Origin of the sequence: Pseudomonas sp. DVZ6, from assembly GCF_024259445.1 — a bacterium.
Classification (GTDB): Bacteria; Pseudomonadota; Gammaproteobacteria; order Pseudomonadales; family Pseudomonadaceae; genus Aquipseudomonas; species Aquipseudomonas peradeniyensis.
In genome coordinates this window covers 26,488-38,238 of sequence record NZ_JANCLM010000014.1, presented here as the reverse complement: position 1 = coordinate 38,238, position 11,751 = coordinate 26,488, and the positions used below count along the sequence as shown (strand labels likewise).

Sequence of the window (11,751 nt, the reverse complement as noted above, 5' to 3'; positions counted from 1 at the left end):
TTCAGCCCCCTCTGGTACCGAGGTCGCAGGCTCCCCGATGTCCGATTCCGCCCCGAAATTGCTGCGCCATCACCGCCCGTTCCTCGCCTTCTGGCTGGCCCGCGTGTTCACCGCCAGCGGCTTCCAGATGCTCACCGTGGCCATCGGCTGGCACCTCTACCAGCTCACCGGCAATGTCCTCGACCTGGGTCTGGTCGGGCTGGTCGAGTTCGCTCCCCGCGTGCTGTTCATGCTGCACACCGGTCACGTCGCCGACCGCTATGACCGGCGCAAGGTCGCCGCCCTGTGCCAGACCCTGCAGGCGCTGATCGCCCTCGCACTGGCCGTGGGCAGCTTTACCGACAACGTCAGCCGCGAACTGATCTTCGTGCTGGCCTTCCTGCTGGGGGCCGCCCGCTCGTTCGAGATGCCGGCGACCCAGGCCCTGCTGCCCAACGTGGTACCACCCGGGCTGTTCCCACGCGCGGTGGCGGCCTCTGCATCGGCGTCCCAGGCGGCGACCATCGTCGCCCCGGCGGTGGGCGGCCTGCTCTACGCCCTCGGCAGTACCTGGGTTTACGGTCCGACCGTAGTCCTCTATCTCATCGCCTGTCTTTTGACCCTGAGCCTCGAAGCCCGTCGGCAGCCGCCGCAGCCAGGCAGGGCCAACCTCGACTCGCTGCTGGCCGGGATCCGCTTCATCCGCAGCCGTCCGGATATCCTCGGCGCGATCTCGCTGGACCTGTTCGCCGTGCTGCTGGGCGGTGCCACCGCCCTGCTGCCGGTGTTCGCCAAGGACATCCTGCTCACCGGCGCCTGGGGCCTGGGTCTGTTGCGCTCGGCGCCCGCCGTCGGTGCATTGTTGATGTCGCTGTGGCTGGCGCGCTTCCCGGTGGAACGCAAGGTGGGTCTGACCATGTTCACCGCAGTGGGCATATTTGGCGTCGCGACCATCGCCTTCGGCCTGTCCACTTCGTTCTGGTTCTCCCTAGCGGTGCTGGTGGTGCTGGGCGCGGCGGACATGATCAGCATGGTCATCCGCAGCGCCTTCGTGCAGTTGGAGACGCCAGACGAGATGCGCGGCCGGGTGAGCGCGGTGAACGGGCTGTTCATCGGTGCCTCGAACCAGCTCGGCGAGTTCGAGTCGGGCGTTACCGCGCACTGGTTTGGCACAGTGCCGGCGGTGGTGCTCGGTGGCGTGGGCACGCTGGTGGTGACCGGGGTGTGGATGAAGCTGTTCCCGACGCTGACCCATCGGGACCGGATGCACAACAGCTGATCGGTTGCCTGTGCCGGCCTCTTCGCGGGTAAACCCGCTCCCACAGGCGTGGCGCGTGGCTTGAGGGCTGCACGGTCACTGTGGGAGCGGCTTCAGCCGCGAACACCGGCATAGCCGGTGCCAGGCACCGCGTCGCCTGCTTCGCGGCGGTGCGGCGGTCCGATAAACCCGCTCCCACAGGGATCGCGCCAGATTCTAAAAATTGAGCAAGACAGTTGCTCCCACAGGCGTGGCTTGAGAGCTGCACGGTCGCTGTGGGAGCGGCTTCAGCCACGAACACCGGCATAGCCGGTGCCAGGCACCGCCTCGCCTGCTTCGCGGCGGTGCGGCGGTCCGATAAACCCGCTTCCACAGGGATCGCGCCGCCCTCAGGCCCTGTGAAATACCTGTGGGAGCGGGCTTGCCCGCGAAAGGGCCGACACAGGCTGGAAAAAACCCTCTCCCCAATGGCCATAGGCCCCCGCCATCCATGCTGGTATGATGCGCGGCTTTTTTCCGCCCCACATAAAACCACGGTATCCGGTACGGTCTGTGCTTTGCTGTTGGGGTCGATACATTCACGGCGCGAGGGCGCCCGGGGAGCAGGCATGCTGGAAAGGCTGTTTCAACTAAAAGCACACGACACCAATGTGCGCACCGAGATTCTCGCGGGCGTCACCACCTTCCTGGCCATGGCCTACATCCTGTTCGTCAACCCGAGCATCCTCGGCGAGACCGGCATGGACAAGGGCGCGCTGTTCGTCGCCACGTGCCTGGCCGCGGCCATCGGTTCGGTGACCATGGGCATCATCGCCAACTACCCGATCGCCCTGGCGCCGGGCATGGGCCTGAACGCCTTCTTCACCTACACCGTGGTCCTGCACATGGGCCACACCTGGCAGGTGGCGCTGGGCGCGGTATTCATTTCCGCCGTGCTGTTCTTCCTGCTGTCGATCTTCCGCATCCGCGAGTGGATCGTGAACAGCATCCCGCTGCCGCTGCGCTCGGCCATCGCTGCCGGCATCGGCCTGTTCCTGGCACTGATCGCCCTGCATAACGCAGGTATCGTCGTCGATAACCCGGCCACTCTGGTGGGCCTGGGCGACCTCAGCAAGCCGGCGCCAATCCTCGCCATCCTCGGCTTCTTCCTGATTGTCGCCCTCGAGTCGCTGAAGGTCCGCGGCGCGGTGCTGATCGGTATCCTGGCGGTGACCGTGGCCTCGATCGCGATGGGCGTCACTCCGTTCAATGGCGTGGTGTCGATGCCGCCGTCACTGGCCCCGACCTTCCTGCAACTGGACATCGCCGGCGCCCTCGACGTCGGCCTGATCAGCGTAATCTTCGCCTTCCTGTTCGTCGACCTGTTCGATAACTCCGGCACCCTGATCGGCGTGGCCAAGCGCGCCGGCCTGATGGGCAAGGACGGCCACATGCCGAAGATGGGCCGCGCCCTGATCGCCGACAGTACCGCCGCCATGGCCGGTTCCCTGCTGGGCACCTCGACCACCACCAGCTACATCGAGTCGGCGGCGGGCGTGAGCGCGGGCGGGCGCACCGGCCTGACCGCCATCGTGGTCGCAGTGCTGTTCCTGCTGGCGCTGTTCTTCGCCCCGCTGGCCGGCAGCGTGCCAGCCTTCGCCACCGCGCCAGCGCTGCTGTTCGTCGCCGTGCTGATGGCCTCGGGCCTGGCCGAGATCAACTGGGACGATGTCACCGAAGCCGCGCCGGTGGTGGTGACCGCCCTGGCCATGCCGCTGACCTATTCGATTGCCAACGGCATCGCCTTCGGCTTCATCGCCTGGACCGCCATCAAGCTGATCTCCGGTCGTCACCGCGACCTGAACCCGGCGCTGGTGATCCTGTCGATCCTGTTCGTCATCAAGCTGGGCTGGTTCCCCGCATGAGTGCTGTCCTGGATCCTTCCCAATACGATGCGCAGCTGGCGGCCAAGGCCGACCGCCTGCGCGAGCTGCTGGCACCGTTCGGCGCGCCGGAGCCGGCGCTGTTCGACTCGCCGCGCGAGCACTATCGCCTGCGCGCCGAGTTCCGCCTGTGGCGCGAGGACGGCCAACGCCATTACGCGATGTTCGCCCCGGGCGAGAAGCACAAGGCGATCCTGATCAACGATTTCCCCATCGCCAGCGAGCGCATCAATGAACTGATGCCACGCCTGAAGGCCGCCTGGCAGGGCAACGAGGCGCTCGACAATCGCCTGTTCCAGGTCGAGTTCCTCACCACCCTGGCCGGCGATGCGATGGTCACCCTGTGCTACCACCGTCCGCTGGACGACGCCTGGGAAACCGCCGCGCAACAACTGGCCAGCGACCTGAACGTCAGCGTGATCGGTCGTTCCAAGGGCAAGCGCGTGGTGATCGGCCGCGACTATGCGGTGGAGAAGCTCGACATCGCTGGACGCACCTTCAGCTATCGCCAGCCCGAAGGTGCCTTCACCCAGCCCAATGGCGCGGTGAACCAGAAGATGCTCGGCTGGGCCTTCGAGGCCATGGGCGAGCGCCAGGACGACCTGCTGGAGCTGTACTGCGGCAACGGCAACTTCACCCTGCCGCTGGCCACCCGCGCGCGCAAGGTGCTGGCCACCGAGATCAGCAAGACCTCGGTCAATGCCGCGTTGCACAACCTCGACGAGAACGGCGTGGACAACGTGCGCCTGGTACGCCTGTCGGCCGAAGAGCTGACCCAGGCGCTGAACGAGGTCCGCCCGTTCCGCCGCCTGGAAGGCATCGACCTGAAAAGCTACGACTTCGGCACCGTGTTCGTCGACCCGCCACGCGCCGGCATGGACCCGGACACCTGCGAGCTGACCCGCCGCTTCGAGCGCATCCTGTATATCTCGTGCAACCCAGAGACCCTGGCGCAGAACATCGCCCAGCTGCACGATACCCACCGTATCGAACGCTGCGCGCTGTTCGACCAGTTCCCGTATACCCACCATATGGAAAGCGGCGTACTGCTGGTTCGGCGCTGAAACGCTCGCAGGGCAGGCTCCTGCACGCTGTGTGTGTGTAGGAGCGGCCTTGTGCCGCGAAAGGGTCGCGTAGCGACCCCTGGATTCCAGCGTTTACACATCAATCACCGGGGCCGCTCTGCGGCCCTTTCGCGGCACAAGGCCGCTCCTACAGGGATCGCGTAAACGCCTTCAGAAATCGAAGAACACCGTCTCCCCCTCCCCCTGAATACGGATATCGAAGCGATACGCCGTCTTCCCCTCTACCTCGCAACGTCTGGCGATCAGCGTCTCGCGCCGCTGCGGCTGCTCGATCAGGTTGAGCACCGGGCACCGGGCGTTCGCCTCGCCCTCGTCATCGAAGTACAGCCGGGTATGCAGGTGGATATTGATCCCCCGGGCAAACAGGCTGATGTTGATGTGCGGCGCCATCGGCACGCCCGCGGCGTTGTTCACCACCCCCGGCTTGACCGTGTGCAGCGTCCATTCACCGGCATCGAAGGTGGTCGCGGTGCGGCCGAAGCTGTTGAAAGCGTTCTCCAGGTTGAATTCATCCTGATATTGGCCATTGGCATCGGCTTGCCAGATTTCCAGGAACGAATCGCGCACCAGGTGGCCGTTGCCGTCGTACACCTGGCCGAGCAAGAGGATATGTTCGCCCGGCGCATCGGGCCGGGCCAGGCGGTTCCAGATTTCCTGGTCGCGGGTCGGGTTGCCCGCCGCCTCCAGGGCCAGGCCGATGTGCACGTAGGGGCCGGCGGTCTGCGAAGGGGTTTCCGGCAGCAGTTCGATAGGCATGACGGGCCTCCTCAGCGATTTTCGAAGTGGGTCTGGCGCTGGCCGCGCAGGACGATGTCGAAGCGGTAGGCCAGGCAATCCATGGGGTTGGCATGGCCCATGTCGAGCCTGGCGATCAGCCGCTGGACCGCCTCAGGATTGGCGATCGACTTGACGATCGGGCACAGCGGAATCAGTGGATCGCCCTCGAAGTACAGCTGGGTGATCAGCTTGGTGGCGATCGACGGCCCGCTGATGGAGAAGTGGATATGCGCCGGGCGCCAGTCGTTGGGGCCGTTGCGCCACGGGTACGGACCGGGCTTGATGGTGCGGAAGCTGTAGTAGCCGTCGCGGTCGGTCAGGCAACGACCAACGCCGCCAAAGTTCGGGTCCAGCGGGGCCAGGTAGCGGTCGTTCTTGTGCCGGTAGCGACCGCCGGCGTTGGCCTGCCACATCTCGACCAGGGTATTGGGCACCGGCTTGCCGTACTGGTCGACAACACGGCCGGCGACGATGATGCGCTCGCCAATCGGCAGGCCGCCCTGGTTGAAGTTGAGCAGCAGGTCGTGGTCGTGCTCACCGAAGCGCAGATGGGAAAAGTCCGGGCCGGTACTTTCGCTGATCGACTGCGGGATGCTGACCAACGCCTGGCGCGGCGAGCGCGCCACCGAGGTCTTGTAGTCGGGGGTGAAGGCCTTGGGGTGCCAGTTGCGATCACGGATCACGAAGCGGCTGGTGTCCTGGGCGGGCATGCCGGTTTCCTCTCTTGGAATTGTCGAACGCCTGGGCGTGGCAGGCGGACTTGCAGTTTCCGGCAGGCCAGTCGGGATGAATATTGAATTCAGCGGTCTTAGACATAACCATTTGGTTATGCATCAGCGACCAGGGCGACGCCCTGGGCAGCGCTGAACTAATCTTTAGACTTCATGTTTCACAAACCGGAGAGCTCCATATGGAATGGCGAAAAGGTCGACGCAGCGACAACGTGGTCGATGCCCGCGGCGAAGGGGGTGGCGGCGGCATGCGCTTCGGCGGCGGCAAGGGCCTCGGGCTCGGCGCCATCCTGTTGATCGTTGGCATCGGCTGGCTCACCGGTCAGGACCCGCTGCAGATCCTCGGCCAGTTGGCCGGGCAGATGGAGCAGCAGCAGACCGCTCCGGCCAACGTCGGCAGCAAGGCGCCGCCGGCCAACGACGAGCAGGCCGAGTTCGTCGCCTCGATCCTCGGCGACACCGAGGACACCTGGAAGGCACTCTTTGCCCAGGCGGGCAAGCAGTACCGCGATCCCCAGCTGGTGCTGTTCAGTGGCCAGGTCAACTCCGCCTGCGGCTTCGCCTCGGCGGCGGTCGGGCCGTTCTACTGCCCCGGCGACCAGCGCGTGTACCTGGACATGACGTTCTTCCGGGAAATGGAAACCCGCTTCAAGGCCGCCGGCGACTTCGCCCAGGCCTACGTGATCGCCCACGAAATCGGCCACCACGTGCAGACCCTGCTCGGCGTCTCGGCCAAGGTCGACGCCGCGCGCCGCAATGGCCAACGCATGGAAGGTGACAACGGCCTGCTGGTGCGCCAGGAACTGCAGGCCGACTGCCTGGCCGGCGTGTGGGCCTACCAGGCGCAGAAACGCCTGAACTGGCTGGAGCCGGGTGATGTGCAAGAGGCGCTGAACGCCGCCAATGCCATCGGTGATGATCGCCTGCAACAGCAGGGGCAAGGGCGGGTGGTGCCCGACTCGTTCACCCATGGCACCTCGCAACAGCGCGAGCGTTGGTTCAAGGCTGGGTTTTCCAGTGGCGACGTGAACCAGTGCGACACCTTCAGCGCACGGAGCCTTTGAGATCGCGATCCCCCAGTGCGCGCCTACAGGTGCGCATGGCGGGTGTACCCGCGATTGACCACATCAAAAACACAAACGTATTCAACAAGTTACAAATTTGCTGAAAAAGCGTTTCAGCTTCTCCCCTGTTTGCCGATAAGTCCTACACAAATCTGCGGGCTATCTGACAACAACAACGCCCAGCTTTTGAGATCAAGTGAGCGAAATCATTCTCTGGGAGAGCGTGCATGAACAGTTGGTTCGCCAATATCAGCGTCAACCTCAAACTCGGCCTGGGCTTCGGCCTGGTCCTGGTCCTGACCGGCCTGCTGGCCCTGACCGGCTGGAACAGCCTGGGCAGTCTCATCGACCGCAGCAACTGGATGAGCGACATCACCCAGCTCAACAGTGACCTGACCAACCTGCGCGTGGCCCGCCTGCAGTGGATGCTGACCAACGGCGACGACGCCTCGGCGGCCAATGTCCAGGCCAAGCTCGACGCCTTCGGCAGCCAGCAGCAGCACCTGGTCAACTCCTTCAAGAGCCCGGAAAACGTCAAGCTGCTGCGCGAGCAGGGCCAGAGCATCAGCGAATATCGCGTCTCGCTGGAAAAGATGCGCCAGGGCTACAAGACCACCCTCGCCGCCCGCGAGTCGATGAACCAGGCCGCCGGCCGTGCCAATGAGGCGATCGAGGCCATCAGCAACGCCGTGCTGTCCAGTTCCGAAGGCGATGCCAGCCGCCTGGCGCAATACCTGGTCATCAGCAAGGCCAAGCAGCAACTGGTGCAGGTTCGCCTGGACGTGCGCAGCTACATCGCCGACCTGACCAACGAAGCCGAGCAGGCCGCCCTGCGCCAGCTGGAAAACGCCCTGAGCGAAATCGACAGCCTCAAGCGCCAACTGCCGGGCGAAGCCTCGCGCATCCAGCAGTTCGAAAACGCCGTGCTGGCCTACCGCGACGCCGTGCGCCAGTTCCGCGACGCCACCGCCGCCATCGGCGTGGCCCGTGCCGAAATGACCGTGCAGGGCGCCGACATCGTCAAGCGCAGCGACGAGCTGTACAAGATCCAGATCGAGCGCCGTGACGCCGAAAGCGTCCAGGCCCGCAGCCTGCAGACCACCGCCACCCTCCTGGCGCTGCTGGTCGGCGTGCTCGCCGCGTTCATCATCACCCGCCAGATCACCCGCCCGCTGCGCGAAACCATGGATGTGGTCAACCGCATCGCCAGCGGCGACCTCACCCAGGAACTGCGCGTCACCCGCCGCGACGAACTGGGCGCCCTGCAGCAGGGCATCGCCCGCATGGGCACCACCCTGCGCGACCTGATCACCGGCATCCGCGACGGCGTCACCCAGATCGCCAGCGCCGCCGAGGAACTGTCGGCGGTGACCGAACAGACCAGCGCCGGCGCCAACAGCCAGAAGGTCGAGACCGACCAGGTGGCCACCGCCATGCACGAGATGGCCGCCACCGTCCAGGAAGTCGCGCGTAACGCCGAGCAGGCCTCCCACGCGGCGACCAACGCCGACGACGAAGCCCGGGTCGGCGACAAGGTGGTGGGTGAAGCCATCAGCCAGATCGAACGCCTGGCCCATGAGGTGCACCGCTCCACCGAGGCGATGACCCTGCTGCAGCAGGAAAGCCAGAAGATCGGCAGCGTCATGGACGTGATCAAGTCGGTGGCCGAGCAGACCAACCTGCTGGCGCTCAACGCCGCCATCGAGGCGGCCCGTGCCGGCGAGGCCGGCCGTGGCTTCGCCGTGGTGGCCGATGAGGTCCGCGGCCTGGCCCAGCGCACCCAGCAGTCCACCGAAGAGATCGAAGGCCTGATCGCCAGCCTGCAGCACGGCACCCAGCAGGTCGCCGAAGTGATGAACGGCAGCCGCAGCCTGACCGACAGCAGCGTCGAGCTGGCGCGCAAGGCCGGTGGTTCGCTGGAGAGCATCACCCGCACGGTGTCGAATATCCAGTCGATGAACCAGCAGATCGCCGCCGCCGCCGAGCAGCAGAGCGCCGTGGCCGAAGAGATCAGCCGCAGCATCCTCAACGTGCGCGACGTGTCGGAGCAGACCGCCGCGGCCAGCGACGAGACCGCCGCCTCCAGCGTCGAGCTGGCGCGCCTGGGTGGTCACCTGCAGACCTTGGTCAGCCAGTTCCGCGTCTGACCCTGTAACGCATCGCGGGGCCAGCCCGCTCCCACCGGTCGTGGGAGCGGGCTGGCCCCGCGATCATTTCACCCCAGCCTTATTTGACGATCATCCCCACCCCACGCCCACGCGGATCGGAAGCGGTCTCCAGCTTCTCCCCGGTGACCCGGATCGCCTGGATATCGCCCATCTCCCAACCCTGGTCTTCCAGCACGTAGCCCATCTTCTTCAGATCGTCCGCCACCTTGCCGGTGAGCGGCGCATAGCTGTCGAAGTAGATCGTGTCCTTGGGCAGCAACTGATGATGCACACGCTGCGCCGCCACCGCCTTCTCCAACGGCATGCCGTAGTCATACAGGTTGTTCATCACCTGGAAGATCGAGGTGAAGATCCGCGAACCACCCGGCGTGCCCAGCACCAGCGCCACCTTGCCATCGCGGGTCACCAGGCTCGGGCTCATCGACGAAAGCATGCGCTTGCCCGGCGCGATAGCGTTGGCGTCGCCGCCGACCACGCCAAAGGCATTGGCCGCCCCCGGCTTGGCGCTGAAGTCGTCCATCTCGTCGTTGAGCAGGAAGCCCGCGCCCTTGACCACCACGCCACTGCCGTAGTCGAGGTTGAGGGTGTAGGTGTTGCTCACCGCATTACCCTGCTTGTCGACGATGGAGAAGTGCGTGGTCTGGTGCGGCTCCAGCCCCGGCTTGACCTTGTCGGTCTCGGAGATCGCGTTCGGGTTGACCTGGGCGGCGCGCTTGGCCAGGTAGTCCTTGGCCACCAGCTGGTCGACCGGGACCTTGGTGAAGGCCGGGTCACCGAGGTAGTCGGCGCGATCTGCGAACACGCGTTTCTCGATCTCGGCCAGCAGGTGAATGTACTTGGCCGAATTGTGCTCGACGCCCTTGAAGTCCGCGGCGCGGTCTTCCTTGATGCCCAGCAGCTGGGCCAGGGCGACGCCGCCGGAGCTTGGCGGCGGCGCGGTGTAGACCACGTTGCCGCGCCAGCCAATGGCGATCGGGTCGCGCCACACGGCCTTGTAGTCCTTGAGGTCATCCTTGGTGATCAGGCCCTTGTCGGCCTGCATCTGCGCCACCAGCAGGTCGGCGGTCTTGCCCTGGTAGAACTCGCTGACGCCCTTGTCGGCGATGCGCTCCAGGGTCTGCGCCAGTTCCGGCTGCTTGAACAGCTCGCCGACCTTCATGTGGCCGAAGTAGTCGTTGAAGTTGGTGGCGGTCTTGAACAGACCCTGGGCGTCGTCACGGTACTGGTACTGCTTCTGGGCGATCTTGAAGCCGTTCTGCGCGTAGCCGATGGCCGGCGTCAGCAACTCGCTCCACTTGAGCTTGCCGAACTTCTGGTGCGCCTCCCACAGCCCCATCACCGTGCCCGGCACGCCGGCGGCGCGTACGCCGACCAGGCTGAGGTTCTCGATCACCTCGCCCTTGTCGTCCAGGTACATGGTCTTGGTCGCGGCCTTGGGCGCCACTTCGCGGTAGTCGAGGAAGTAGGGCTTGCCGTCGACGAACAGGGTCATGAAACCACCGCCGCCGATGTTGCCGGCCTCGGGGTAGGTCACGGCCAGGGTGAAGGCGGTGGCGACGGCGGCGTCCACCGCGTTGCCGCCTTTCTTGAGGATATCGGCGGCCACCTGTGCGCCATATTGATCAGGCGCGGCCACCGCGCCGCCTTCCAGCGTCACGGCAAAGGCGGAGGAACAGCTCAGGATCGCGACCCCGAGGGCCAGCGGCTGGAACATGACGATACGCATGCGCACTTCCTTGGTGTTGTTTTTGTTGATCAGTCATTAAGGCCGAAGCCCTCCGACTAAGCAAACACCATTGCAGGATCGCGCCGCCGATGGGCAGACACTGTCGCGTTCAGGCAACTCAGCAGGCGTAGGCGGCCAGCTTTTTCTGGATGAAATCGAGGAAGCACTGGATGCGCAGGGCCAGCTGGGTGTTGCGGTAGTAGACCGCGTGGATCGGCTGGCGATAGCCGTTGTTGTGCTCGCCGAGCAGTACCTGCAGGCGGCCGGCGCGGATATCCTCGTGGGTCATGAAGTGCGACAGGCTGACGATGCCTTCACCGGCGATGGCCAGCTGGCGCAGGGTTTCGCCACTGGAGGCGAGCAGCTGCGGGCGGATCGCCCAATGGTCGCCCTGGGCGTGGCGCAATGGCCAGCGGTTGAGCGATTCCAGGGAGCTGAAACCGAGCAGGCAATGCTGGTCGAGATCCTCGACCTTCTGCGGCGTACCGTGCCGCGCCAGGTAATCGGGGCTGGCGAGTACCTGCACCGGGCTGCAGCCCAGCGAGCGGGCATGCAGGCTGGAGTCGGACAGCTCGCCGATGCGAATGGCCACGTCGGTGCTCTGCTCCAGCAGGTCGATGATCAGGTCGTCGGTGTTCAGTTCCAGCTCGATGCCGGGGTATTGCCGACGGAACTCACCGATCCACGGCAGGATCGCGTGCAGCATGAACGGCGCGGCAGCGTTGATGCGCAGGCGCCCGGACGGGGTCTGGCGGTTCATCGACAGGCGCTCTTCCATGTCGTCCATCTGCTCGAGGATCAACCGTGCGCGTTCGAGGAAGAAGCGCCCTTCCTCGGTCAGGTCCATGCGCCGGGTGGTGCGGTTGACCAAGGTGGTGCCCAGCTTGCCCTCCAGCCGCGACAGGGTGCGGCTGACGGCCGATGGGGTCTGGCCGATCTGCTCGGCGGCGGCGGAGATCGAGCCGCTGTCGATGACGGCGACGAAGACCTGGAGTTCTTCGGAGCGAGTTTTCACACGAAAGGACCTGATTGGAGAATGCC

Annotated in this window: 9 protein-coding genes; 5 read left to right on the top strand and 4 right to left on the bottom strand. The window is 65.4% G+C overall.

What is annotated here, in order from left to right:
* Positions 1–37 precede the first annotated feature (37 nt).
* From NMG10_RS10300 to trmA, 3 genes are all read left to right on the top strand, one after another.
* Complete coding sequence (locus NMG10_RS10300) at positions 38–1,258, top strand: MFS transporter (RefSeq protein WP_254464305.1); 1,221 nt, start codon at positions 38–40, stop codon at positions 1,256–1,258.
* Positions 1,259–1,845: 587 nt separating this feature from the next.
* Positions 1,846–3,141 (top strand): NCS2 family permease, encoded by a 1,296-nt coding sequence (locus tag NMG10_RS10295; protein ID WP_203650481.1) that lies wholly within the window; start codon positions 1,846–1,848, stop codon positions 3,139–3,141.
* Positions 3,138–4,223 (top strand): tRNA (uridine(54)-C5)-methyltransferase TrmA, encoded by a 1,086-nt coding sequence (gene trmA, locus NMG10_RS10290; protein WP_232855739.1) that lies wholly within the window; start codon positions 3,138–3,140, stop codon positions 4,221–4,223. Before NMG10_RS10295 ends, trmA begins: the two co-directional genes overlap by 4 nt.
* Positions 4,224–4,394: 171 nt before the next feature.
* Here the strand turns inward: trmA and pcaG are convergent, their stop codons facing one another.
* The gene (gene pcaG / locus NMG10_RS10285; protein ID WP_232855740.1) at positions 4,395–5,000 is read right to left on the bottom strand and encodes a protocatechuate 3,4-dioxygenase subunit alpha; all 606 of its coding nucleotides are present in this window, start codon (positions 4,998–5,000) and stop codon (positions 4,395–4,397) included.
* 11 nt (positions 5,001–5,011) lie between these two features.
* Entirely contained in the window at positions 5,012–5,731 is a 720-nt protein-coding gene (gene pcaH, locus NMG10_RS10280; protein WP_203650476.1) for a protocatechuate 3,4-dioxygenase subunit beta, read from the bottom strand.
* 200 nt (positions 5,732–5,931) lie between these two features.
* On the opposite strand from pcaH, the gene NMG10_RS10275 reads away from it, so the two are divergent.
* Both NMG10_RS10275 and NMG10_RS10270 read left to right on the top strand, forming a co-directional pair.
* Positions 5,932–6,816 (top strand): neutral zinc metallopeptidase, encoded by an 885-nt coding sequence (locus NMG10_RS10275; RefSeq protein ID WP_232855741.1) that lies wholly within the window; start codon positions 5,932–5,934, stop codon positions 6,814–6,816.
* A gap of 227 nt (positions 6,817–7,043) precedes the next feature.
* Positions 7,044–8,963 carry a methyl-accepting chemotaxis protein gene (locus NMG10_RS10270; RefSeq protein ID WP_232855742.1) on the top strand — a complete coding sequence of 640 codons (1,920 nt, stop codon included), beginning with the start codon at positions 7,044–7,046 and terminating at the stop codon, positions 8,961–8,963.
* 79 nt (positions 8,964–9,042) lie between these two features.
* Here NMG10_RS10270 and ggt read toward each other — a convergent pair whose 3' ends face one another.
* Together ggt and NMG10_RS10260 are read right to left on the bottom strand one after the other, a co-directional pair.
* Positions 9,043–10,710 carry a gamma-glutamyltransferase gene (gene ggt, locus NMG10_RS10265; protein ID WP_203650470.1) on the bottom strand — a complete coding sequence of 556 codons (1,668 nt, stop codon included), beginning with the start codon at positions 10,708–10,710 and terminating at the stop codon, positions 9,043–9,045.
* A 118-nt stretch (positions 10,711–10,828) separates the two neighbouring features.
* Positions 10,829–11,725, bottom strand: a complete 897-nt coding sequence (locus tag NMG10_RS10260; protein ID WP_203650468.1) for a LysR family transcriptional regulator — start codon at positions 11,723–11,725, stop codon at positions 10,829–10,831.
* Positions 11,726–11,751: the final 26 nt, after the last annotated feature.